Here is a 26158-nt window from a genome sequence, read left to right as displayed (position 1 = left end):
CTCCCGTTTCCTCTCTTGAGATACGCATAAACGCGGCCCGAATTTCATGTACATGAATACGGACCGCGTAAGTTAGATACTCTATCTTATTTTCCTGGCTGGTCGACTAATGATTGTGCAATCTTCACCATCTCAGCGGTCGGGAGATCTGAGCTGACGATGCGATATTTGACACCATCATACATCCAGGTGAGCGCCTTTTGCTCCTCGCCCGACAACTGTCCGACCGTAAAGCCAAGATTCAAGCCTTCCCCAATCGGCAGCCCTGTCTCCATATCCTTCGGACGGGATTCCATAAGGGTGAAGTTATACGTTCCTGTATATCGAATCACTACAGCATGCTCCTTGCTGTCTGGAATTGCCGGCTCATCCTTCTTCGCTACCCCCTCTGGCAAGTAGGATGGCTCAATAATTCCAAATGGCCCAAGCTCAGCTTCATCATTGCTGCGATCATTTGCTCCAGCATCAGAGCCTGTTGTCTCCGAACCTGTTCCTTCTGTCGTACCCGATGATGGCTCGGTGCTGTCTGGATGCTCCGAATTGTCAACTTGAGCATTCGTTTCCTTCGTTTCGCCTGTTGGAAGCTTATTTACCTCGACAGTCGTGTTTGGAAGCGCGGCGTTCTTCATGCTCGTCATATTGCGCTGCATATCGAAGGAATCCTGCTCGAACTTCTTGCCGAAGTCGAATTGATTGAACTTCATTTCCACAATGACCTTGGAATCTGAATCACTCACTTGTACTTGCTTTGGTGCATAGCTATCCTTGTTCAACCATATTTTCTGACGAACCAAAGAGTCAGTCTGATAATTAGCCGCCACTTCAAATACATAGTCTTCACCATCTGCTGTGAACTGGCGAGAGTTGTCAGACAGGATGCTGCGTACTAACGTTTGATACAAGTACACTTGGCCTTGGTTCTCTGGCCAATCACTCTGGAAGCGGAAGATTTTATTCAAGCTTGGTGTCAGGACGAAGACGCCTTCCTTGTTGCGAAGCACAATTTGCGTAATATCCTTCTTCTCATTCTTTAGCTCAATCCGGTAGTACGACGGGTTCTGATACCATACCTCAACCCGGTATTCAAGCGGCTGCTGACCCGAGTGCAGTGTCATCGTGCCGATGCCTGCATAGCTTTCCAGTTTACTCATTACCTTGTCCAGATCTTGAACCACCGCGGTCGCATCCTTTTTGCCGCATCCAGCTACTAGGATTGCTACGCTCATCACGATGGCCAACACCCATGTGATCCGACGCATGAGATCATCCCCTCTGACATCAATATTCTTCGATTCGGTGTACTCCTCATCACTGATAACATGTCTATGTAGGAACTTGGACGATTATGCAGACTAGCATGACAAGCGTGACAAGTTATCTTTGTGAAATTTACACCCTCCGGTTCAAGGAATACACAAATTGGCGTCGAATATCATGAGAGGGAATCAAGATAAGAATATCATTGGATCAATTGCAGATTCAGGGAGTAGTGATTGACATACGATCTTGGACAAAAGTTATCCTATTTATTGTAGCTACCGCTTGCTTGACGCGGTTCATCCCGTTCTCAAGCTTCTTCCGCAATGTGGACACGCTAATTCACGAGCTGTCTCATGCCCTTATGACCCTTGTACTCTCAGGCAAAGTGATGTACATTCATTTATTCAGCAATCAGAGCGGCGTTACTTATTCTGCCTATACGTCGACGTGGAAGGCCATTCCGATCTCTCTTGCTGGTTACATCGGCGCTTCGTTATTTGCTGTACTGCTGTTCTATTTGCATGCTCGCAAGCAAGAAGCCGCTGGACTGATCGCTATCGCGTCCTTAGCGCTCATCAGCTTAATTCTATTTGTCCGCAATGGGTACGGCATGATGTGGTGTGCTGGCTTCGTCATACTGACAGGCCTCATCTGGAAGTTCGCACCTCCGTGGCTTCGGAGCGGCTACTATTTACTAATTGCGTTCATTTGTCTCGTGGAATCGGTCATAAGTTCCGCATACCTTGTCTACTTGTCAATGAAAATGCCTAATGGAGCAGGAGATGCTGCCAATCTTAGTCATGTTACCTATATACCATCCATCGTGTGGGCGCTGCTGTTTACCGCCGTGTCGCTATGGTGTGCAAGAATATCAATGGGCATCTTATTTCATGGCCCTCGTAGAGGGAATCGGTAAACTTCCCAATAAGAAAGGAGCTGTCCAGCATGATGGGTATCATCCATGTCGGACAGTTCCTTCGTTTATGTAACCGCTGAGTTTTTTGTTCGTCTGAATGTAATATCTTTTGCACCGGGTTCTGTATTAAGCGGAGCACTTAGCAGAATTATATTTCCTTCCTCGTCGGCAGCAAATTTTATATTCGCTGTTACCCCTAATATTTCTGAATGTATCGTGAATACATGCTCCCCAGTCTGACTCATTCGAAAACAACCGACATGAAAAACAGCCTGAAGTTCATTCTCCACAACTTGAACCTTAACGGTTCCATAACCAGGATGCTCGTAGCTTCCTTCATACCTCTGGAGTGTGGTTGAAGAAACCAACACGGCCTCTCCTCTTGATGCAGCGCTTTCGGCTGCCATTTGTTTTCGTTGTGCTTCCCATTTCTGAATATCCTCACGGAGTTGTTCGCACCATTCAATAGGATCAAGATTCAAAAGCCTATCATAGACAGTCAATGCTAAAGATGTAGGAAGCATGGTACCTTGTCTGTTCGTCAGCAGAACAATGCCGATCCTTTCATCGGGTAGGAAAGAGATGTGCGAAGTAAATCCGTCGATGCCACCCCCATGCTGAAGCATGCGGTATCCACGATATGATTCGAATCCCCAACCCAATCCATAACAGCTTAATGGAAACTCCTTCTTTCCGAACAACATTGGTGGGCAAGACATTTGTGGAGAATGTAAGGTCACAAGATTCTTCTCTGAAATAATACGCTTCCCTTTGAAAGCTCCATTTTCAAGATTAGCAATCAACCAATTACTCATGTCCATGACTGTACTATTAATAGAACCAGCAGGTCCAATCGCATCGAAATTGCGATACTCAACTTCTCGAAGCTGCCCCTCCTGTTCGATGTAGGGAACTCCCGCATTATCATGCAACTTCAACTCATTCACGGAAAAGCCGCTCTCCTTCATTTCCAGCGGATCGAATATTCGCTCTTTAACAAGCTGTTCCCAAGTACACTCCGCTACATGCCCTGCTATATATCCAGCAGCCGTATACATAATATTGTTATACTGCCAGGTTGACCTGAAATCGACATTAGGCTCGAGGTATTTGATTCGCTTGATTATCTCCTCGCGAGTCAAGAAAGAGCCGTACCACATATTATCATGCCGCGGCAAACCGGTACGATGACACAACATGTCTCGCATCGTAATTCGCTCCGCTGCCATCGAATCGTACATATCAAAGTCAGGGAGATACGTGCGCACAGGTGTATCCCATTCAAGCTTCTCATCATCTATAAGCTGAGCGGCTACCATTGCAGTAAATGCTTTCGAACAAGAGCCAATGGCAAACAGCGTAGTCGGGGTCACAAGGAGCTTCTGCTCAACATTCCTATAACCGAATCCTTCTGCCATAATGACCTCTCCATCCTTCACAATGGCGAGTGCTAAGCCTGGGACGTTCCACATTTCCATTTGCTTTTTGACGAGAGTATGTAAACCTTCCAATACGTACTGAGCATCCTTTGTCGTATGAACCATTGAGTTGGCACTCCTCTATTGAATCCATGTGGCGTCGTCTAGCATCTTGCCTCCAGACGCGCTGACAAGCTTCTCTACTACCTATTGTTGATGCGCACCCACTACTCATTGCCAATATTATCCATAATAACCCATTGATAGCGAACGATGATTCTCTCACTACATAATCAATGGATCTTTTAGAACAACTGAGTATTCATTTCATAATTTTCTTCAACATACAAAAATCGCGGTTATTCATACCCTCTCCTCAGGAGAAAGAGATACTTGTCACCGCGATCTAGTAACGAATGCTAGTGTACTTTTTTTAATAAGCTCACCCTCCTAGGAGCAGGCTGCAAGCTTAGATAATGCCATGATGACTGCGCCATGCGCAGCATCTTTCTTCGGTGTAATGCAGTCCATATTGGGATAGTGTTCCTTGAGCATGGCTGTGAAGGCATCCCGCACATTGCTGTTCTTCAGCAGTACGCTTCCTGCCATGGCAACTGTTCCTGACTGCAGAGACAACTTCTCTACAACCGGGATAACAAGTTCACAGAGAGAACCTGCCGCCTTGTGAGCAATCTCCAGAGCCGCAGAATCACCAAGCTCACATGCCCGCGATAATATCGGAGCAAGAGATGCAATATCCTTCTTATTCGTCTGCTTATCGTATACGAATCGAATCAATTGCTGCATAGACTCAATCCCCAGCTGTTTCATAACCATATCTGTAATCGGCGTTGCCGGCATGCGTCCGTCATGTGCCCGTACAACGATGGACAACAAGTCACGCCCAATGCTATAACCACTGCCCTCATCATCGATGAGATGGCCGTAGCCGCCTGCGCGATGGGACTGGCCCGCTACATTTTTCCCATAGCAAATGGATCCCGTTCCAGCAATGAGAATGATGCCATATTCACGATCATGGGCGCCGTACAAGGCTGTCTCTTGATCACCGGTAATGATCAGCCCACCTTCATAGCCGCAATCGCGGACAATGGCTTCCAGCCGTGTTACGACTGTCGGGTTGCTGACTCCGGCTGCACCAATGCACACCTGTGCACAGTTGCCCAGCCCGCCGCATACGCTGGCGATCGTCTCAAATATTTCTTGCAAGCTTGTGCGCACACTCGCTTCATCCTGACCATTAATATTAATGGCTCCAGATGTGAAGGTATGCACGGCTGCTCCATGTTCGTCCGCTATATTTACTGCCGTCTTCGTACCGCCGCCGTCTAAGCCCGCTACGTATGTCAACGTAAGCTCACATCCTTCATCTTCCTTGTAAAGGCAGTTCTCTATTTATACAAATGATACTGCTGCTTCATGGCACTGAATTCTCTGCTCTCTTCACGGAATTGCTCCAGCATCGCTTCTACATTAAGAGATTCCTCACGATACAACTTATCTCCGCAGAGCAAATCGATGAACGGTCTGGAATTCTCCTTCACTGGCGGCAAGAAAGCGAACTTCTCATAATTGCGCTTAATAGTGAACATTAATTTAACTCCCGCTTCAAACGGCTGCACCGCGCGATTGTCGAGCACATGGATCTGCACCCCGCCGCATTGCTCTCCTTCGAACTTCGAGAAGGATGGCTTGAAGTATACTGGACGGAATATAATGCCCGGCAGCTTCTGACGATTCATCTCGTTTGCCAGCTTCTCTGCCTCAATGAACGGTGCACCGATCATTTCGAATGGCGCTGTCGTTCCTCTTCCTTCCGATATATTCGTTCCCTCGAATACACAAGTCCCGGGGTACAACAGTGCTGAATCATAACGCGGCAATCCCAGAGACGGCATAACCCAAGGACGCTCTGTATCTGTGAACTGCATCGACCGCTCCCAGCCATCACAGCGTACGACATGAAGCTTGCAGTTCCAACCCATTTGTTCGTTCGCCATCAGAGCGACCTCGCCTGCGGTCAAACCATACCGTACCGCTAATGGATAGTTGCCGACAAAGGATTGATAGCCTGGTTTTAAGATATTCCCTTCAACCGTCATGCCATCAAGCGGGTTAATCCGATCCAGAACAACGAATTCCTTGCCTGCCTTCGCGCAATCTTCCAACGCGTACAGCATCGTATAAATAAACGTATAATAGCGTGCGCCAACATCTTGGATGTCGTATACAACCATATCCACTTCATCCAACATTTCTTGACTGAGTCGCTTGGAATCCTTGCGATACAAGCTGTATACAGGAACGCCTGTAAACGGATCGGTGTAAGTCTCAACCTGTGCACCGGCAGCTAAATCGCCACGAACGCCATGCTCCGGTGAGAACATCGCTACAAGATTGAAGTTGTCATGCATAATTTGAATCGTCGATTCGAATTGATTGTTCAATCCGGTCGGCGACGTAATGAGTCCAATTCGCTTGCCTTTGAATAGCTCCGTATATTCTCCAATGCAATCAATACCGTTGCGGATCATAGGTGCCTCCCTCTAAGTGCGCGTTCACTTGCCAATTTTACAATTCTGATTTTCGAATACACATCGTCTCTGCTGGAACCATGAACGTTTCCGCATATTGCTTCCGTGCCTCAATACCGCGAACCCGAGCTAGGTGCTTGTAGTATTCGAGATACGGGAATGACTTGCTGCCCGTTACGAACCAATGCAAGGACACTGCCTTCACCCACAGATCGTAAGCTTCTTGCGAGAAGTCCACGTACACGTAAGGCTTATAGTCGACTGCATCCTCCCAATTTTCCGCATAATAGAGAGTAGAAGCGAAGAATGCAGGGAGCTCCCGCTCGAACGATGCCAGCCCAGCGAAGAAGCGTGCATCATTGACAATGCGATGGGTCGTCATATGATCCTTGTGCATGCTGTTCTTGAAATGCGTAATAATGATGTTCGGACGCACCTGACGAATGACATCGCAAACTCTCAAGCGCATTTCTTCATTATCCTTCAGTTCACCGTCTGGAATTTCGAATACGATCGCTTCACCGCCGAGCTTTTCCGCGAATGCCTTCGCTTCGTTCACCTTCTGCTCGCGATATTCCGCCATATCTTGTCCTGCTGGAACCCCACGTTCTCCTGCTGTCAAAGCCAAAGTGACAATACGGTCGCCCTTGAGTGCGTGGCTTGCCAATACACCGCCTGCCGTCAGCTCCATATCCCCCACATGTCCACCAATTGCTAGAATCGTTCGACGCTGCTCGCTCATACCTACAACTCCTTCCTCATGATCGAAAATGATTTGACTGTCTGGAAACCTGCCTTCTCGTAAATGCGAAGCGCAGGGTTGGTACTGCCTGTGAACAACGACATATATTCTGTTCCCATGCTGCGAAATGCTTCGCAAAGCTTGAAAAACAAAATGGTTCCAAGTCCATGTCCCTCATGTTGCGGGCTCACGCCAATGCCTGCAAAATATCCCCTACCGCTCTGCTGGCGAATGACCGGCCCTGCGAAGCCAACTGCTTCTCCTTGATAGGCTGCAATTACTACGGGAACACCGTCAGCAGCTGCTTGCTTAATCTCCCTGGTCCAAAATGGGTTGTGTAGTTCCTCAAGCATCGACTCAATCCCACGATGACGATTAAGGTCGTACAACTCTACCACGTAGCCATCTGCTGCCGCTGCCAATTCTTTGTTCGTGATCGGCTCCGGAACTTCGAAGCTAGCCAATTGCAGATACATCGCTTGTTGAACCGCTCGCTCGAAGTAGCCATGCTGCAGCAGGTAATGATAGAGTTCACTTCCGACAGGCACCCCAGGCGCATTGTTATGCTCATGCTGCGGTGTATTCGGAATATACCAAGGGAGCATCATTGGATTGAAGAACAGGATATCTGCCTGCTTCTTCCCAAGCTCACGGAAACGTCCCTCAACTGCATCCAGCATCTGTGAATAGTACTCGTCTGTACGGTAATTGTGAGACAAGACGATGCACGTAATATACCCAGCATCATGACCTAGCGGCAGATCATCTCCCGTACAGCCGCAAGCGAAGCCCTGAACACCGCCATCATCATCAAGTAACACGAATGTGTTCTCCGGATCGAAGTATGGGTTAGATTGAAATATGTCATGGAAGCTCTCTACGGTAAGCTCTTTATATCCATCGCGAACTGCCTCTTCATTCCATAATGCGATAACGTCTTCCCTATATTTGTTGTCCCATGTGACAAGCATCGCAGGACCTCCAATTAAACATTAAACCTTCATCGCAGCGATGAAGGTTCAGGATTAGATTGCAGGACTATTAGCCTTTCACCGCACCTACGGTTACCCCTTGCAAGAAGTACTTCTGCAAGCTGAAGAAGAGAATAAACATAGGCAACGCTGAGATTGTAGCCCCTGCCATCATCGGCGCAAAGTAAGTCGTGTTGGCAAATCTGAAGTTTTTGAGGCCTACCTGAATCGTCTGCATATCCATCGTATTGGTAACCAAGAATGGCCAGAAGAACGTATTCCAGCTATCCATAAACGTCAGGATCGCCATTACCGCGAGTACTGTTTTAGACAAAGGCAAAATGATTTTGAAATACACTTGGAACTGGTTACAACCTTCAATCTTCGCACATTCCAGTACCTCATTCGGAATACTGCTCATGAACTGCTTCGAAAGGAAGATATTATATACAGTAACGAGACCAGGTAAAATCAAAGCGCTGTACGTATTTTGGATTTGGAAAATGTTAACGATTAAGATGTACAACGGCACTTGTGTTACCTGATACGGAATCATCATCGCAACGAGAAGCAATGTAAACAATGCTGTTCTGCCTTTGAACTTAATTTTAGAGAAGGCATAGCCAGCCATACTTGCAAAGAACACGTTTGATACCGTAACAACAGCCGCCACAAATAATGAGTTCAATAACCAGCGCAGTGAGTATTCACTGTAATCAAAGAAGAATTTATACGATTCAAAAGATATTTTGGATGGGAAGAGCGAATAGCTCATCGCCCCAGCTTCGACGGGATCCCCAAAGGAAGAAATAAGCATAAAATAAATAGGGAAGATCGTTGCCAAAGCAAATAGTAAAAGTATGAATATGATGGCAGCGTTTCTCGTATGTTTAGCCGCCGGATTTCCATTATGCGGATTGTAAAGTGACATCGTTGGCTTCTCCCCTTTCCTTAGTACTCCACGTCTTTACCCATAAATTTGAACTGAGCGAACGATATAATAGCGATAATTCCAGCCAACACGAGAGATTGCGCTGCAGCTTTACCGAATTCAAAGTATTTGAATGCGTTGTCAAAGATGAGCAATCCGACCATTGTTGTCGAGTTGTCTGGGCCGCCGCCTGTCATCAGATAAGCGTTCTGGAATACTTGGAAAGAGCCGATAACACCCGTTACCAACAAGAACAACGTTGTTGGCTTCAAGCAAGGAATGACAATGTACCACAGCTTCTTCAGGAAAGAAGCGCCATCCAATTCTGCTGCCTCATAATAACTATCATCAATACCGAGCAATGCTGCCAAATAAATAATGATGCTTGTACCATGGCTTGCCAGCCAGGACATCAGAACCAAGGAGAACATTGAAGTCGCGCTTGAGCCGAGCCAGTTCAGATTGCTGATCCCGAACAGCCCCAATAGCTGGTTCATAATCCCGGATTCCATTGGATCGAAGATCCACAGCCATACAACGGACATGGCAACGCCTGATGCAACAGCAGGCAAATAGTAAACAGCCTTGAACGTCGTCTGCAGCTTCTTGCTGAGCGGCAAGATGAGAATGGCGACCGCAAACGAGATCATCAATGCAACGGGAACCGTAAGTACCGTATACACAACCGTATTCTTAATTGACTTCCAAAAGAGCGGATCTTTAAAGGAAGAAATATAGTTATCGAATCCTACCCATGTAGATCCTAGCGGTTTATAATCCTGAAAACTAATAATAAAGGCACTTACTACCGGATATGCGGTAAAGACTGCGAATACAACCAATGCAACCGCGATAAACGCATATCCCCAACCGGAATCTCCTCTAATTTTCCGTTTCTTCAACGGCTTAGCTAATTGGGCCATAATGCGAAACCCCTTTCAATACGCAATGTCATAAACATTTTCGGATAGCCGCACTTCCATGTACATGTGTGGTTCATGCGGCTATCCGAAGCTGACTTCTTCTTAGTCCTTCACAATGCCGTCTTCACCGAATGCTGCAATGGCTGCCTCTTTCACAGCATCGTACATTTTCTCTGGTGTAATTTCATTTGCGATCAATGCTTGCAGCTTAGGTACTATCACTTCTGTTTCCAATTTAATTGCTTTTGCAGCCAGATCTGCTGGGATGTCTGGACGTGCAGGAGTTGCATGGCTAAGCAATTTTTCTACAGCCTTTTCATTGAACTCGTCTCTTTCGATTGGCATTTTTTCTGCTTCTTTTCGAGCCGATTCCGTAATGTGCGCTGCAAAGAGATCATTGTTCGTTGTTGCTGCTACTTTACCGCTTGCAAGGAAGTACGCAGCTTTTACTACGTTCGCTTTATGCTCAGCCGTTGGCTCATTCTTTCCACGGAATGTTACATAACCATCTACTGCAACTGCGGATTTCTGCTCCTGACCCAAGAAGGTTGGAACCGGAAGCACCGTATATTCGACCGGAATGCTGCCTTTTACTTCGCTGCCATCTTTTTTCGCGATTTTTTCGTTGTTTTCTTTTGAATTGTTTTCGAAAGTAGCAAGACCTTTACCTGTAATCATCGTTTGCCCTGTCAGGAACATGTTCCAGCGCTTACCTGCGTCGACAGAGCTAAGTTCTTTCGGCATCGAGCCGTCATCAATGAGTACACGAATATCCTTCAATACTTCAAGGAAGTTTTTGCTTGTGTAAGCGTATTTCATGTCTTTATCGAAGAATGCAGGCATGCCTGCATTTTTAACCAGAATCCCCAAGTAATCCTTGGAAGCTACACCTGCCGTAGCGAATACAAAGCCATAGCGGGACGTCTTGTCGCCTTCCTTCACAACGCCCTTCTTCACAGCTTCGCGGAATTCGTCAAATGTCCAGCCGTCTTGCTGAACTTTCTTCCAGTCGATTCCTGCCTTCTCCAAGAACTCTCTGTTACCGCCCAAGGCATGAACTTCCATGTATGCCGGGAAGCCGTAAAGTCCGTTGCCACTCTTCATGTATTCAAGCGGAATTTTGTCATAGTCTGCAATCATTTCGGGCGTTGCTACACCTGTCATATCCATTAGCATGCCTTGCTGGATATACTTTGGAATCCCTGCAGACGGGATGAATGCAATATCTGGCGGGCTGCCCGCGTTAACTTGTGTATCAAGCTTCTGCGTCACATCTTCCCAGCTTGCTGGCTCAATCTTCAGCGTCAAGTCAGGGTACAACTCGCTAAATTCCTTCTCCATTTGCTTGAAGTTATCTTGGAACTTACCGGATACTGGTGGCAACAAAGCTGTAATTGTATCTTTTCCACCTTTGCCTCCGTTCGCCTGTTCTCCGGATTTTGCATCATTGGAACTTCCGCAAGCCGACAGCAAGGAAATTGCCAAGGTAAAAGCACAGATGGACGCCAATACACGCATTTTTTTTCTCATTGATAAAGCCCCCCTCAAGGATATCGAATGATTTCTATACCGCTTTTGTAAACGTGCCAATTGCTTTTTTCAAACTACCTTCACTTTGCTCTAATGCCCGCTCCGCTTCAGCTGCGTCAAGTCCTGTCTTGATCATCATGATGGCTAGCTTGCAGTTCATGGAAGCGCTTTCTAAATAGCTAGTCGCAGTCTTCGCATCAACGCCTGTAACCGCCTGGATAATCCGAACTGAACGGTCGCGCAACTTGATATTACTCGCTTTCAAGTCAACCATCAAGTTATTATAGGTCTTCCCAAGTTTAACCATCGTGCAAGTTGTCAGCATATTCAGTACCAACTTCTGGGCTGTACCCGCTTTCAATCTTGTCGATCCCATAATGACTTCCGGTCCTACAACAGGTGAGATGCATACATCGCAGACGCTCTCTATTTTGGATTGCTTGTTATTCACTACGCCGATCGTTGCCGCTCCAATTTCCCGCGCCTTTCTCAAGGCACCGATTACGAATTGTGCGCTTCCGCTCGCTGTAATGCCAACAACCGCATCCTTGTCCGTCACGCCGCATCTCTCGATTAATGCCATCCCCTCCTCTGCATCATCCTCGCAGCCTTCAACGGCCCATCTCAGTGCAGTGTCTCCCCCAGCGATATGTCCTTGCACTAGCGAAGGGTCAGTTCCGAAAGTGGGTGGACATTCTGAAGCGTCGAGGACGCCGAGTCTGCCGGAAGATCCAGCCCCGACATAGAACATTCTACCGCCATTTTTGAGCGCATGGTGCAGGGTGTCGACCGCTTTTGCAATTTGCGGAATCTCTGCTGCAACCGCTTGCGGAACTTTCGAATCTTGCTCATTCATGAGGCGCAGCATCTGATCGGTTGTGCACTCGTCTATCACTAATGTCTCTGGATTGATTTCTTCTGTCGTTAGACCCGCCAGATACTCATCCATAGCCATCCTCCTATCCTGTTTTGTATAACTTGCTTATATATCCATCTTAGACCTAAATGTCATCATGGTCAACAGTTTTTGAAATAAAATTTTATTATAAAATAAATTATTGGTGTTTTATTTTTGTTTTTCAACAAAAAAAGACACCGGCTCACGTGCTCTGCCGATGTCTGCCATGTTGATCTGTTCTTCGTATCAACGATGCTTGCTAGCCAAAATATTATGTGTTTTCGTCAAATACTTCTTCACATTCTTATATTCCGCACTCGCGACTCCTGCAAAAAGAATATCGATTACCGTCAGCATAGCGATACGAGAGCCCATCGCACCGCTGCGAATCGTAACCTCGGGCGTGGATATGCTCAGCACGATATCGGCATTATCCGCCAGCTCGCTTTTTGTATACTTCGTTATCGCAATAATACAGGCGCCATTTTTCTTGGCGATTTCCAACGAATCCAGAATATCAATCGTGTCACCTGAATTCGAGACAAAAATCGCCACATCGCCCTTATCGAGCAGTGTAGCCGCCGTTAACTGACTATGCCCGTCCGTATATGCATGGCACATTTTGTTGATGCGCGAGAACTTCTGCTCCCCATCAATCGCAACGAGCCCTGACGCACCAATACCGAAGAACACAACCCGATTGCTCTCGCGCAGCACCTGCACGGCACGGCCGATTTCTTTCCGGTCAATGACGCAGAGCGTATCCTCGATGGATTTGCTATTGTTGCGTGAAATATTAGAGATGATCGTATCTAAATCATCCCCTGGTTGAATGTCTGTATACTGATCCTTCTGCTCGTCATCCATCGATCCGATTGATGCGGAGATGCTGACGATAAAGCTGCGGTAGCCTGAATAGCCCATCGTCTTGCAGAAGCGAAGCACGGATGCGTCGCTGGTCTTCGTCAGCTGCGCCAAGTTCTTGATCGACAAGTGCGGAATCTCTTCCAAGTTTGCGAGCACGTACTCAGCAACGATGCGTTCTACTGGCGTGAGACTATCCTTCATATCACGGATTTTGATTAAAATATTATCATGTATCGACATATGTCTATCCCTACTCGCCAAGAAATTTTATTTCGAAATAAAACCATCATTTTGGTATTATATTTTATTCTAGCTTGCATCTTGTCGGAATGCAATGACTTTCATCGCACAATTGTAAAATTTCCAAAAATTATACAGGGAATAGTTGCAAAAAAAGGCAGCAGCTTTACAGCCATTGCCTTGTCACGATCTATATTATTTCACGTAATAATGGAGCGGATAGGTGCGATATTGTGCCGGAGGCATTTTCTCCGTCGTGTAAAAGCCCGCAGGTGACTGCAGCAGATCCGGAATACGATTGACCACCGTTGCACAGGTAAGCTCTACGGTAGCCGGGCACGAGATCTTAACCTCTGTCTTCGGCTCCCCCTTGATAATCCAGTCATTATGATCCACTTCGTCCTCCGCATATACCTTGCCGATGCATTCTGTCACGATGACCGATCCTTGATGGGTTACCGTAGTGACAACCGCGGACATACCCGTCGCGTCGCCGGCCGGAATCGTTCTGCCGAGCGTCGTCGAGTACAGATCTTTGTCATGCGTCATCGGAATCAACTGCTGATCCATCGACTTGATCGTCCAGCCGAACTGCGAGCACAGCCACTCATTGGCATTGCGCATGAAGGAAGGCAAGTCATTGTTGCTTGCAATCTTCTCTTCAAATTCCGCAAGCGTCAATCCCGCACCATGAACCTCTGCCAGTGCAATGCCGTACTCTTCCACGTTGTAGCTGGACATGCCTTCGATTCTCGTAATCTGATGCGTTGCCCCTGCCAATGTCGTGATCAAGCTGCCCCAGAATACATCCTGATACCCGGATCCCGTCAACGTGCAGTTGTTGTCCTTCGCCAGCCGATCCAACCGGTTCGTCAGCGCCGGAGAAGTCGTCCATGGATAGAAGGCCTCTTCGCATGTACTGATGGCGTTCACCCCATAACGCGCAGCAAGTTCGAATGCAGCATACGTATCTCTTAGCAAGCTCGTCGTCGCAATAATGCACACCTGCACGTTACACTCTTTGAAAACTTCCTCTGCATCCGAGCGAACCGGCACGTTCAGCTTCACGCCGAGTTCCGCTACTTCGCCAACGTCCTTGCCGACGACGTTCGGATTCAGATCGATTGCACCAACGATTTCGGCCCCTTTTTCATACAAATATCTCAAAAAGTAAATCCCCATTTTCCCGCAGCCATATTGAATCACTCTGATTTTTTCTCGCATGTGGACAGCCTCCTTAATGGATTGTTATTAATTTCACAATCTAATGTATCTGAAATACTTGGAGCTCCTATGTCCTCATCATAAACTCTATAGCAACTATAGAGTCAATCCCTTTTGTACGGGAATCTGCAATTTCATGAACATGTTGCGCTCCTCATGATGAAATACTGGCAGTTCAACTACGACTTCGCAAATGTAATCGCCTATGATGTCGTATCCAAGCTCGCGAACGTAGGCGAGCAGCTTATTAGCGCACTCCTGCTCATCGAAGAAACTGCTGCAATAGATGCACAAATAGTCGTGCTCGGGAATCCATTCAACCCCCTCTTGCATAGCAAAGTCATCTTCGACAAACAGAAATATTTCCGTGGATACGAACTCACCTCGCTTCAACCTGCCCTTGCGTATCATTGAACCGACATTGCAGAAGTATGCCATCGGCAGGTGATTCACAATTGCCTGTGTTCGCAGCTCTCGCAATATATACTCATAGGATTCCAACGTGTTCTCATAGATATTGATGCCGCTGTCATAGCAAAGGATTTTGCGTGCAGGAATGTGCTCCAGCACAATATGTCCGTCTTTTGGCGCTTGGATATACGTTTCATAATTGTTGATGCTTACGTTAACTGCTCTCCTCATCTGCTCCAGTTCATTCATTTTCTGCTCAATTAGCGCCGCCTGCTTCCGCAGCATTGCAGGAATCGATTCGACCTCTTCATGATCGAGCCATGCCTTGATGCTATCCAAGGACATTCCCAGATACTTCATATAGTTGATCATGTCCAATCTTGCGCACTGCTTGATTGCATAATACCGATAACCTGTGCTTTCTTCAATAAACTCAGGCTTCAAGAGACCGAGCTTGTCATAATAGCGAAGTGTTTGTACAGAGGTATGATTCAGCTCGGCCATACGGCCGATAGATAGTTTCGTCATGACGGTGCACCTCAACTAGTAAGCTATTAAACGTATCTCTTCCTTTTCGCTTCATCATGTCGATTGTCCTTCTACGATCTCTACCGTTACAGCATTGGTTGTTAGCGTAAGACATTCCGTTTCTTTATCCTCCTCATGCCCACACCTTAATCAATTTGCCCGAGCTTCCATGCTTTGTTTTTATCCAGTGTAAAATTTGCGGTGTAATTTCTTATTTCATCAGGCTGCTCATTTGTACGATACGAAACGAGATATCGATTCGTTTCCCCCATTTGTCAGAACGATCGATGAAAAGCGGCTTTCCAACAAATTGATACTCAAATGAATTATCGAGTAAGAACATAAAAATTCCCCCGTACGCATGCAGTTTCCACCTTTCTAATTCATTAATTTCATAAGAAAAGATTATATAAAAAAGGCGCTTTCCTGTTGGAAAGACGCCTGACCGAAATGACTGTATATAAAGATGAATGCTTGTTTTATTGCTCCACGAACAATGGCACCTGAACAAAACCTTGTTCCGTCGTTTTGATGAGACCGATATCTGACAGACGGAGCTCGGGAACGACAACGAGGGCAAGCAGCGATAAGGTCATGAACGCATAGTTCATCGTGCAGCCTGCCTTGTTCAAGGCTTCGCTAACTGCCTTCGACTGTTCCGCCACTTGCTCGAACGGCGCATTCGACATAAGGCCAGCAACGGGCAACGGCAAAGTTACGATTTCCGTCTCGGTAACGAGCACGATACCGCCCTGCATATCGGCAACGACATTCGCTGCTTTCGCCATAAGCTCGTCGGAGTTGCCGATGACCATGACATTATGACAATCATGTGCCACCGTCGAAGCCAACGCAGCCGGTTCCTGGAACCCTACACCGGATACGAAGCCTACTGCCTGCTTGCCCGTACCACGGTGGCGCTCGATCACGGCTAATTTACATAAATCCGCTTGATCTCGTAATGATGCGATTCCGTCTTCAACCTGCACAGACACAAGCAATTCCTTCGTGTCCACATGATTCTCCCTCACTTGAATCGAACGAGCGGTTGCAACACCGCCCGTAATCGGTGCTTCAATCACGAAGTCTTCTGCCTTTACCGGACGAGCCAAGTGTACGGAGCGAATCGCTGATTCGGGATAATGGAACTCTGGAAGTTCGACGACCATTTGACCATGCTCGGCGACTACTTGTCCGGCAGTAATCGTCATGATTACATTCACGTCGGAAATATGACCATCCAGCATAATCATGTCCGCGAACGAACCCGGCGTAATCGAACCTACATCCCGCGCCACGCCAAATCGTTCTGCCGTATTAATGGTTGCCATCTGGAATGCCGTCACAGGACGCACTCCCTGCGCAATCGCATGGCGTACAACGAAATCCATATGTCCTTCATCTACTAGCGACTCTGGACTCCGATCGTCGGTGACGAGTATCATGCGGCGCGTGTCGATATTGTGCTCAGTATGGGCCTTGATTGACTCCGCAACGTCATGCCATGCGGAACCGCGTCTCATTTTCGCATACATGCCCAGCCGCACGCGTGCGATGACATCCTCCGCATTCACGCTTTCATGGCAACCGGTAATCCCGCTGGCGGCATATGCTGGCAATCGCCAGTCTTGAACAGGCCATGTATAGTGTCCATCAGCTACTCTGCCTGCGCGCAAGGCAGCTTGAATTTCCCCAATCATTTTGTCATCGCCGAATACGACGCCCGGGAAGTTCATGACTTCGCCAAGGGCAATCATGTCCGGGCCCCACGTAAAGGCTTCCGCTACCTCGGCCGGTCCAATCGAAGCGCCTGCCGTCTCCAGCTCTGGGCCGGTAGAAGGCACGCAGGAAGCGACCTGCATGTAAGCGGCGAGTGGAGTCGTTCTCGCTTCATCAAGCATAAGCTTCAATCCCGGAAGTCCGAGAACGTTCGTAATCTCATGCGCGTCGAAAAAGCCGCCTGTTGTCCCTTTGGGCAATACAGCTCTTGCAAATTGCGTTGGCGTAATCTGGCTGCTCTCAATATGGCAATGCCCGTCAAGCAGTCCGGGCGCTACATAACGGCCCTGTGCATCAATAACTTTCGTCGTGTCTCCGATAAGATGACTTGCATCCTTGCCTACAAATGCAATCCTTGAACCTTGTACGCCGATGAACATATCGTCCAATATTTCTCCAGAAGTCACATTGACCAGCTTGGCATGCTGAATGACAAGCGTCGCTTTCTTATCTCCTCTTGCCGTAGCTACGAGGTCAGGCACGCATTCTGCTAGATGCGGTCTTGCAAAGAGTGATGCGGATCCCATTATGTCGATGTCTCCTTTGTAAGAAAAATATGGTTATACATGATGCCATCCTCCCATTATAGGTGATTGGGAAAATATTCTCTACAAGAAAAGACCGCAGCTATGCTGCGGCCTACTTCCATTTACGCTTGTTAATCATGCTTCACTATAATCACATCTGCCTAAATCACATCTGGCTAACTTTTATTTCACAGACTGTTGTCCTGCAATACGGCCGAATGTAATGGCGTCCGCAACCGCGTTGCCGCCGAGACGGTTCTTGCCGTGGATGACACCTGTTACTTCACCTGCTGCGAACAAGCCTGGGATCGGTTGTCCCTTCTCATTCAATACTTGAGTCGTCTTGTTGATCACCACACCACCCATCGTATGGTGAACGGATGGAACTGCTTTTTCAATATAATAAGGGCCCTTGCTCATGTCCTTCAGGCCAGCACGATGATGGAAGTCCTTATCGTCTCCTGCTTTTGCGAAGCCGTTGACCCGCTCAATCGTTGCCTTCAATGCAGCCGGATCGATGTTGAAGAACTTTGCAGCGTCTTCAAGCGTGTCCGCTTTATACAGCATGCCTTCTTTCACGAGTGCGTCGTATTCGTCCTTATGCACCTCGTGCGTCTTACTAATATTCGCAATATCTTCGTTCCACAGCTGGTAAGCGTATTTTCCCTCTTGCGCCAAAATTGCCTTGGAAATTACGTCGCGGCGTTCAAGTTCTTCAACAAACCGCTTACCGCTTTGGTTCACAAGAATTGCACCATCGAAGCGGCTGTCCGCTACGAGCGAAATAACACCTGTTACTGGATCGCAGACCGGATACGTCTGAATGCTGTCCATGTTCGTTAATGCTGCCCCTACATCCTGAGCCATCACGATACCGTCGCCTGTAGAGCCAGGAGCATCTGTTGTCATGTATTTCTCGTCATACTCCGGATTATATTTCTTACGCATTTCTACGTTGGAGCCAAAGCCGCCGGATGCAATGATAACGCCCTTGTTCGCATGGAAAGTCAGCTTGCTTCCTTTAGCACCTGTTGCTTCTACGCCGATTACTTTGCCAGAGCTGTCTGTGAGCAGCTTTTCCACTTTCGTATCTGTCTTCAGCGGAATGCCAGCCCCATCCAAATGCTTCTTCAGCTTCGTAATCAGCTCTGCTCCTGTATGTCCCTGTGGAATAAGCGCGCGCTTCACGGAGTGTCCACCGAATTGGAAGAGATGATCCGGCAAAAATTCAACCTTGATTTCATCCTTCAGCCATTCTGCTGCCTTGGTCGCATTTTCGGCCATCGCGCGCACCATCTCAGGATCACCGACGTTGTCACCGCCTTTTAGTGTATCCTTAATAAACAATTCGACATCATCTTTGATGCCAAGCTTCTGTTGAACCCATGTGTTCGCCGCATTCATTTCCCCGCCGGAAATCAACGTGTTGCCGCCAACGGTTGGCATCTTCTCCAATAGTACGACAGAAGCCCCTGCCTTCTTCGCTTCAATTGCCGCACTGAATCCTGCTCCGCCTGCACCAACCACAACGATGTCATAGGTTTGTTCCGCAGGCTCCTCGGATTTGTTGGAGGAATCGGCCTTCTTCGCGATGAGCGTAATTCCTGCTTTAGATACAGCATCTTTGACTGCATCAATGAAGCCATGGCTTGTCATGCTGGAGCCGCTGATTGCATCTACTTCAGCCGTATTGGTGCTGATCATATTTTCTTTCAATTGTTTATATACAGGCTCGGCCAGAACTTCATTCTCCTTCTGTTCGAGTACCTTAATGTCCGTAATTTCATTGTTGTCAAATGTAACCTCTACCTTGATCGCACCGTGCTTGCCATCACCTTCCCCGACAGATGTAATGGTCTTTCCTTGTTCCTGCTGTGCGGTTCCTTGCGATTCCTTGCTACTTCCATTGCCACAAGCTGCTACCATTACAATAAGACATAAAATGAGCAGCCAAGTTCCGGCCTTACGAATGCTCTTCATGTTGTTATACCCCTCGTTTGTATATACTGGTGATCCGCTGCGCATGCGAAAGATGTACCGTACATGGATAATAGTAGCATATATTTTGATTGTTAAAAGTGAAAGTTATCACTTTCACCTAGTATATCTTTTATTTTCATATTTTCGCTGTAGACTTTACTTCATGTACTCGGATTGCAGCAGTCCCATATGGATAATATCGTGCCAAGCTCCATTGCGGAATAAGGCCTCTTTTATAACCCCCTCTTGCTTGAAGCCTATTTTCGAGTACAGCCTAATCGCTCTCTCGTTAAAATCGAACACCCGTAAGGACAATCGATGCAAATTCAACTCATTGAAGGCATAGTACAGTAAAATCTGCAATGCTTCCTGACCGTACCCTTTCCCCCAATAATTCGGTTCTCCGATATCGATAATCAGCTCCGCATTGCGATTTTTGTAATCGATTGAAATGAGCGACATGATTCCGATGGGCGTATCCGTGTCTGCGTCACCAATGATATACGATTTCGAACTCGAAGATCCAAGTATAACGGTGCGAACAAAAGCATCAGTATCCCCAGGAGCATATAAATCCATATGCGGATTCGTTGTCTCCATCACCCTTGCATCGTTTCTCCAGCTATGATACACCTGTGCATCCTGCTCCGTCATTTTGCGCAATCGGATTCTTTGTGTTGTGAACATAGGAATGCCTCCCTGCTTCTCTCTTGTTTAGAAAACTAATAATAATTGCTTTATCCCTATTATCAGCCTTGCAAAAAGAGGAAAAAAGGGTATAATTCTTGCTTACATGTCCCCTTTTAGTGAGGTGAGTCAATTGCTTCAACTGGATTATTTATCATTGCGCGCCTATCTCTACGAGCGTGAACATGAGCATACCGCAATGCTGCGGCTGCAAGAACTGGAGAATGTATGGCATTGCAGCCGGAAAAATGCTAAACGAAAGCTACTTAAGCTGGTATCTGAGTATGGTTGTACTTACATTCCCGGACGCGGCAGAGGAAATCAATCCGAGATTTGCTTTGTTACGTATTTTTATGAGGATCTGCTTGATTTCATCCAACTCTGTCTTCAGCAACAGGACATGGAGCAGTTGCTTCAAGTGCTTCAGCTTCCTTTTCCAAGGCAGTGGATCGGTGATTTGCAAAAGCCTATACAAGAGCAGTTGGGGCTGCAGTCTACAACATTAGGCAAGGATGTGTTACATGCAATTACGACCTTTCCGGTAACGAATCTTGATCCTGCGTTTGTATCGATCACCTATGATTCAATGCTTGCCTCGTTGATCGGGGATACACTGCTCCGTTATGATGCTGATCAGAATGAGCTTGTGCCTCATTTAGCTATTGGGTGGGAGGTCGATGAACAGGGGCTAACATGGACGATATATTTGCGCAAGCAGGTATGGTTCCATCACCATCGCGCTTTGACGAGTCGGGACGTCAAGTTCAGCATGGAGAGGCTCATGCAATCAGCCTGTCCCAACCGATGGCTTGCCCGGGATATCGCATCTATAGATTGTCCTTCGCCATTCATGGCTCGGATTATACTACATCGCTCGAATCCTTTGTTTGGACGCTATCTGGCATCAACACCGATGATCATCCTCCCCGAAGATGGTGAGAATACGGACAGCTTCTTTATCGGCACAGGGCCATATCGAATTGTATCCTGCCAGCAGAATCGAGTTGTACTGCATGCATTTGATTCGCATTTTCGCGAGCGCGCTTATATGGATGAGATCCATTGTTGGCAAATGCCCCCGGAACGGGCACATCTGATCCAATATGACATCCCTAGCACTGGAACAGTTCCTTTCAATGCGGCATATGATCGCCTTTCGGAACTTGGATATCGGTTTGCTATGTTTAATACGAAGCACTCTTCTACCATGCGGGATCGCATGCTGCGGAAAGCGTTGAACGAATTGCTGGACATGGAAACCATGTGGAAGGAGTTAGGCAGAACTGGGCTTATCCCAGCCTCTCATTTTTTCCCGTGGAGAAGCACACTGATCAGGAAAAGTCTAACAGACGCAAAAAGATGGCTAGCCTCCAGCTCCTATAGCGGCGAAAAGCTGCGGTTATATATGCTGGATATCCCAGAGGCATGGGAGGAAGCAGGATGGATTCAACAAAGGGCGCTCTGTATCGGGATCCATATCGAACTTCATCCCTACTCCTTTAACGATGTCCATGATTCGACGAACGATCCGCACATGGATATCATCCTGTCCGGTGAGGTATCATCACTTGATCCACATCTGTCAGTGCTTGCTGCTTTCCGCAGCGATGCATTGGCTTTCCGTCGTTATTTGTGCGATGAACAGCTCGAATGGATTGATTCCCAATTCGTTTTGTTCCAGCATGAAAATGCGGAGGAGAGAGAAAGACGAATTGATCGCATCGTTCAATACGTAGTTGATGAAGCCTGCATTGGTTTCATGCATCATCCGCAGCACGTGCGCCCCATTCATCCTATGCTGCAGCCTGTTCAATATGATTCATTTGGATTTGCTGACCTGTATAAATTATGGACTCCACCGTTGAAAAATTAATATATACCCAACAGGAGCGCAGTGTGCATTGTCTTATTTTGTGCATACATGCTCCTGTTTTTTTATTTGCTTGCGTATTGCCTCAAAAATGACAAGGATTGCTCCAATGCCTTCATTCCAGACTCGGTATCTAACTTAAATTGGAATTCATGCTCGGTAATCGCCTCATTCTGCTCGAAAAAGAGCGAATGAACCGGGACATTCACTGCCTCCAGCCTTGCAGCCAGCTCTCTTCCGTGCTCCTCAAATGAATTTTTGTTGCCATCGGTAATAAAGGTTGGCGGATAATCCTTCGTCACAAAGTTCACAACCGAAGCTAATTTCACCTTCTCCACTTCATGCCAATTCTTCTCTCCGATGTAGCTCCAAGCTACTTGATTCAAGAAAAATTGCACAGGCAGCGAATACTTCGTACTGTGGAACAGTTGAAGATCGAATGGGCCGCAATACAGCAGCATTCCCTTTATTGTGCCTCGTGGCACTGCTTGCTCCATACCCATTTGACGTGCTAAATCTGAGTTCGTCTGAATGGCAGTATAATTGCTGGCAATCTGTGCTCCTGCCGAATCTCCGGCAAAGAACAGCCGATTCGTATCAATTGGGAAGCGATCTGGATTCGCCTTCACATATTGATAACATTCATCCAACTGCAAAATAGGTGTTGGATATTTGGCTTCTGGTGCGCGCTCATAATTCATCGCCAATACCACATAACCTTGACTTGCTAACATGGTGGAAAAAATCGCAAGATCCTTCTTATCCCCTCCAACATACGCACCGCCATGCACCCAGATAATAGTCGGATAGGATTTCGCTTCTTCGGCGCTTGATGATTGTGGCAAGTATATATCGAATTGGTTGTCCTTATACCTCGATGGATAGGTCAAATCATGCTGAACCTGCACTTGGCTGCTATACGATGCGTACCCTGCTGGCTGGGTCGCGATTGGAGTCTCAAATAGTTTTCTTACAAACAGCGCCGTTAATGCAGGTGTGCTGTTCACCAATATGTAGGGAATCAAAATTATGAGAATAAGGGAGATCAGAAGCCAGATTCTGCGTTTTCGCGGTTTTTTCGTACGTCGCATGACCAGCCCCCCTTTGTCTATTTATCCATTATAACGCATAAATCATTCCACTCAAAAATCACAAAGAGCGCATAGCCTAGCTATCTAGACTATCACGCTCTTGGTTATAAGCCAATGCTACATTGACGTGTATAACGGCAACGATATCATTAAGATTGAGTTTTTATCCATTTCGCCATGTCAGTAATAACATCAAGCGGTACGTTGCCCGGCAGCTTATATTCTTCTCCGGTCGATGGTTTATCATACGGTACAAAAACATGGTTCAGCTTCGGATACAGCTTGTATGCGACATTGGTACGAGCCGACAGCGCCTTCTTCCAGCCGTCTAAATGCTCCTTGCCCACTTGGACATCATTGTCCCCTTGGATGAGGAACATTGGAACTTGCTGAGTCTTCGCAATGTCTCCGCCATAATAGTCGCGGAAATCAAACCACCAAGAAGGTGTGCCGATTGGCAGATTTGCCGGGTAGTTGTCGACTGTATATTCTTTATTTTTTATGATTTGAAGGGACTGCTTCCAAGCTGCTACTTGTGCTTCCAATTGAGCAATTGCCTGCTCTGGGAGCTTCGACTCCTTCGCACGAGCCAATTGGCCTTCGAATTGCGTCAGCATGAGATCCTCAAGCGGGCCAGATGGCCCTGCTGCAACTACAGCTCCCCGAATTGCCTTCGCAGTATCCTGAGCAAGAATTCTAGGCACGAGCATTCCGCCTTGACTGTGGCCAAGCACAAAGATCTGCTGCTTGTTCAGCCGCTTGTCTTGGGCCGCCCATGCAACCGCATGAAGGGCATCATCTATCGTCTCTTCCTTCACCGTAAAGCGTGGAACTGCGGTGGACTGATACGAATATTCACGCGTCCGCTTCTCATAACGAATCGTTGCAATCCCCTGCTTGGCAAGGCCGACGGACAGGTCACGGAACATCTTGCTGCTGCCGATCGATTCATCTCGATCATTCGCACCCGATCCATGTACAAGCACCAGAACCGGATAATTCCCGTCTCCTGACGCTGGCACTGTCAGTGTGCCCGGCAGCTTGAATTCCCCTTCTCCGATTACGATCGACTCTTCTCTATAAGCATCCTTATCATCATAGGATGGGGCTTGATATTGACCTTGGGGTACGAAATTGAAATACATATCATCCACCAAGCCGTCCTTAGCATAACGGAGCACCACGGATAATACCGAGCCTTTATCAGTCTTGAATGAGACGGCAGCATTACGATGCACATCATTTTCAGTTTGCGTGACTTGGATCAATTGGGTTGGTTGTCCGAACATCGTCGTAATTTGCTTGGCAAACATGCCGATCGGGTACACGTGACCCGCTTTCTTGAGTGCCGGAGTCAGAGAAGATTGGATCTGCTCCACCATTTCCGGACGGTCAGCAGCTGCTGCGAATTGCATGACAAATTGAGACGCACGCGTCTTCCAGTCCGACATTTCTGCTTCCACTTTCCCATTTACCCATTTCGCTTGAATGTGCAAGGCTTCACACAGATCGTTCCAAGGTACAACCAGAGTTCCTTGCTCCACTCTAGGTGCTGCAGTCAGCTTCAACGGTTGGCCGCTAATCGTCGATTCAACAGATCCGCTGCGTACGATCCATACACGATCCCCATAAGTAACCGTTGCTTCTTTCGTACTCTGATCCCACTTTACATAAGCTCCAATTGCGTTCGCCGCTTGCCGCAGTTGCACCTTGCTAGCAGCTTCCTTCTTTTCTGATGCCGCTTCCTGCTTCGTCTCCTCTGCAAATGCAGTTGGGACTGCGCTCCCGAGCAGCAAGCATGCTGCCATCATCCATTTCCAAGCTGATTTATTCAATTGGAATCCTCCCGGCCACAGAATTAGAACCCATTAGACATTTAGATAAATGTCTAAATAAAAGATATCACAACACCCAATTCCATGTCAAAAGAATCCATAACCCCTCTCCCCCTAACATTGGCGGGGATAGTCGCTATGAATCCAGCTCATATTAACAACACATTCGGTTCACGATTGAACCGAGTGCAGCACGGCTAGACAGATGCTTGCATCTATCCAGCCGCAAACTTACTATGCCTTATTGGGCTCATTTCAAGAGGAGGCTATCATCCATGTCCATTCCAAAACATCGCCGGGAAAACGCCGATAAAATCCGCAAGCAAACACCGCATGCGCATGGCAAGGTGAAATCATTCAAGGAGCTTGTTGAGGAGTAACATGCATGATAAGGGGCGACTTGGGCATTTCGCTTATCTCGTAATGATGCAGCGAAGCTTAGTCCCCCTCCTTCTCCCTAATGGTATGAAAATTGTATCGTTTCACAAAGAATTAATTGATTTGAAGGCTGATTTTCCTTCTAGGTGCATAAGCTTGCATGGAGAGGTATTCATTGTACGCAGATCGCAGATACATCGTACGCAAAGTCTGAAGATTGGAAACTTACTTCTCTGGATTGTTCTCTGATTGTTCTTTCATACGTGCGAATACGAATTCATAGCTGTGGTTGCCATGATTCAAGGATCGCTTAACGCGGGAAATGGTAGCCGTGCTTGCATTCGCCTCAGCTTCAATCTCACTGTATGTGTTATGGTTGTGCAGCATCTTCGCAACCTGGAAACGCTGAACCATCGTCTTAATTTCATTTACTGTGCACAAATCATCAAAGAAAGCATAGCACTCTTCAATCGTCTCCAAAGATAAAATCCCTTGGAAAAATTCATCTAACGCTTTCCCCTGCAGCTCTTCTATTAACATATGTCTACCTCCTTGAGTACTGACTGGCTGATTTCCAATCTCATCATGTTGAAGGTG

22 protein-coding genes are annotated in these 26158 nt (G+C 47.1%); 3 read left to right on the top strand and 19 right to left on the bottom strand.

What is annotated here, in order from left to right:
• Window positions 1–86 precede the first annotated feature (86 nt).
• Window positions 87–1259 carry a LolA family protein gene (locus M3661_RS22395; RefSeq protein WP_251488721.1) on the bottom strand — a complete coding sequence of 391 codons (1173 nt, stop codon included), beginning with the start codon at window positions 1257–1259 and terminating at the stop codon, window positions 87–89.
• 230 nt (window positions 1260–1489) lie between these two features.
• Between M3661_RS22395 and M3661_RS22390 the strand changes: the two genes are divergently transcribed.
• Window positions 1490–2176 carry a M50 family metallopeptidase gene (locus tag M3661_RS22390; protein ID WP_251488719.1) on the top strand — a complete coding sequence of 229 codons (687 nt, stop codon included), beginning with the start codon at window positions 1490–1492 and terminating at the stop codon, window positions 2174–2176.
• Window positions 2177–2241: 65 nt separating this feature from the next.
• Here M3661_RS22390 and M3661_RS22385 read toward each other — a convergent pair whose 3' ends face one another.
• The 15 genes from M3661_RS22385 to M3661_RS22315 all read right to left on the bottom strand — a co-directional run bounded on the left by M3661_RS22385 (window position 2242) and on the right by M3661_RS22315 (window position 20387).
• On the bottom strand, window positions 2242–3720 hold the full coding sequence (locus M3661_RS22385) for a serine hydrolase (RefSeq protein ID WP_251488715.1): 1479 nt from the start codon (window positions 3718–3720) through the stop codon (window positions 2242–2244).
• A gap of 324 nt (window positions 3721–4044) precedes the next feature.
• On the bottom strand, window positions 4045–4965 hold the full coding sequence (locus M3661_RS22380) for an N-acetylglucosamine kinase (protein ID WP_251488713.1): 921 nt from the start codon (window positions 4963–4965) through the stop codon (window positions 4045–4047).
• 41 nt (window positions 4966–5006) lie between these two features.
• Window positions 5007–6149, bottom strand: coding sequence for an exo-beta-N-acetylmuramidase NamZ family protein (locus M3661_RS22375; RefSeq protein ID WP_251488710.1), 1143 nt, complete (start codon window positions 6147–6149; stop codon window positions 5007–5009).
• Between the two features lie 37 nt (window positions 6150–6186).
• A complete protein-coding gene (locus tag M3661_RS22370) occupies window positions 6187–6891 on the bottom strand; it encodes a PIG-L deacetylase family protein (protein WP_251488707.1) in 705 nt (234 codons plus the stop codon).
• A 2-nt stretch (window positions 6892–6893) separates the two neighbouring features.
• Window positions 6894–7862 (bottom strand): GNAT family N-acetyltransferase, encoded by a 969-nt coding sequence (locus M3661_RS22365; RefSeq protein ID WP_251488706.1) that lies wholly within the window; start codon window positions 7860–7862, stop codon window positions 6894–6896.
• Window positions 7863–7932: 70 nt separating this feature from the next.
• Window positions 7933–8793 carry a carbohydrate ABC transporter permease gene (locus M3661_RS22360; RefSeq protein WP_021254303.1) on the bottom strand — a complete coding sequence of 287 codons (861 nt, stop codon included), beginning with the start codon at window positions 8791–8793 and terminating at the stop codon, window positions 7933–7935.
• A 20-nt stretch (window positions 8794–8813) separates the two neighbouring features.
• Window positions 8814–9716, bottom strand: a complete 903-nt coding sequence (locus M3661_RS22355) for a carbohydrate ABC transporter permease (RefSeq protein WP_044353459.1) — start codon at window positions 9714–9716, stop codon at window positions 8814–8816.
• A 102-nt stretch (window positions 9717–9818) separates the two neighbouring features.
• Entirely contained in the window at window positions 9819–11246 is a 1428-nt protein-coding gene (locus M3661_RS22350; RefSeq protein ID WP_065291381.1) for an ABC transporter substrate-binding protein, read from the bottom strand.
• Between the two features lie 34 nt (window positions 11247–11280).
• The gene (gene murQ, locus M3661_RS22345; protein WP_251488704.1) at window positions 11281–12195 is read right to left on the bottom strand and encodes an N-acetylmuramic acid 6-phosphate etherase; all 915 of its coding nucleotides are present in this window, start codon (window positions 12193–12195) and stop codon (window positions 11281–11283) included.
• A 195-nt stretch (window positions 12196–12390) separates the two neighbouring features.
• Window positions 12391–13251 carry a MurR/RpiR family transcriptional regulator gene (locus M3661_RS22340; protein ID WP_021254307.1) on the bottom strand — a complete coding sequence of 287 codons (861 nt, stop codon included), beginning with the start codon at window positions 13249–13251 and terminating at the stop codon, window positions 12391–12393.
• Window positions 13252–13446: 195 nt separating this feature from the next.
• The gene (locus M3661_RS22335; RefSeq protein ID WP_251488702.1) at window positions 13447–14475 is read right to left on the bottom strand and encodes an NAD(P)H-dependent amine dehydrogenase family protein; all 1029 of its coding nucleotides are present in this window, start codon (window positions 14473–14475) and stop codon (window positions 13447–13449) included.
• 96 nt (window positions 14476–14571) lie between these two features.
• Window positions 14572–15414 (bottom strand): MerR family transcriptional regulator, encoded by an 843-nt coding sequence (locus M3661_RS22330; protein ID WP_251488700.1) that lies wholly within the window; start codon window positions 15412–15414, stop codon window positions 14572–14574.
• 479 nt (window positions 15415–15893) lie between these two features.
• A complete protein-coding gene (locus tag M3661_RS22325; RefSeq protein ID WP_251488698.1) occupies window positions 15894–17720 on the bottom strand; it encodes an adenine deaminase in 1827 nt (608 codons plus the stop codon).
• A 183-nt stretch (window positions 17721–17903) separates the two neighbouring features.
• Window positions 17904–19700 carry a flavocytochrome c gene (locus M3661_RS22320; protein ID WP_251488695.1) on the bottom strand — a complete coding sequence of 599 codons (1797 nt, stop codon included), beginning with the start codon at window positions 19698–19700 and terminating at the stop codon, window positions 17904–17906.
• Window positions 19701–19856: 156 nt separating this feature from the next.
• Window positions 19857–20387, bottom strand: a complete 531-nt coding sequence (locus M3661_RS22315; protein WP_251488691.1) for a GNAT family N-acetyltransferase — start codon at window positions 20385–20387, stop codon at window positions 19857–19859.
• Between the two features lie 133 nt (window positions 20388–20520).
• Here M3661_RS22315 and M3661_RS22310 point away from each other — a divergent pair, with 133 nt between their 5' ends.
• Window positions 20521–22260 carry an ABC transporter substrate-binding protein gene (locus M3661_RS22310; RefSeq protein WP_251488688.1) on the top strand — a complete coding sequence of 580 codons (1740 nt, stop codon included), beginning with the start codon at window positions 20521–20523 and terminating at the stop codon, window positions 22258–22260.
• Between the two features lie 62 nt (window positions 22261–22322).
• Here the strand turns inward: M3661_RS22310 and M3661_RS22305 are convergent, their stop codons facing one another.
• Both M3661_RS22305 and M3661_RS22300 read right to left on the bottom strand, forming a co-directional pair.
• Window positions 22323–23348: an alpha/beta hydrolase gene (locus tag M3661_RS22305; protein ID WP_251488687.1), complete on the bottom strand. Its 1026-nt coding sequence runs from the start codon at window positions 23346–23348 to the stop codon at window positions 22323–22325.
• A gap of 149 nt (window positions 23349–23497) precedes the next feature.
• Entirely contained in the window at window positions 23498–25183 is a 1686-nt protein-coding gene (locus tag M3661_RS22300) for an alpha/beta hydrolase family protein (RefSeq protein WP_251488684.1), read from the bottom strand.
• Between the two features lie 275 nt (window positions 25184–25458).
• On the opposite strand from M3661_RS22300, the gene M3661_RS22295 reads away from it, so the two are divergent.
• Window positions 25459–25563, top strand: a complete 105-nt coding sequence (locus tag M3661_RS22295) for a DUF6254 family protein (RefSeq protein WP_005543954.1) — start codon at window positions 25459–25461, stop codon at window positions 25561–25563.
• Between the two features lie 223 nt (window positions 25564–25786).
• Here the strand turns inward: M3661_RS22295 and M3661_RS22290 are convergent, their stop codons facing one another.
• Complete coding sequence (locus tag M3661_RS22290; RefSeq protein WP_065291372.1) at window positions 25787–26101, bottom strand: YerC/YecD family TrpR-related protein; 315 nt, start codon at window positions 26099–26101, stop codon at window positions 25787–25789.
• Window positions 26102–26158 lie beyond the last annotated feature (57 nt).

Source organism: Paenibacillus sp. MER 180, from assembly GCF_023713665.1.
GTDB classification, from domain to species: Bacteria; Bacillota; Bacilli; order Paenibacillales; family Paenibacillaceae; genus Paenibacillus_B; species Paenibacillus_B suaedae.
Note: the sequence above shows the minus strand (reverse complement) of the source record. Positions and strands in the feature narration are given on the sequence as shown.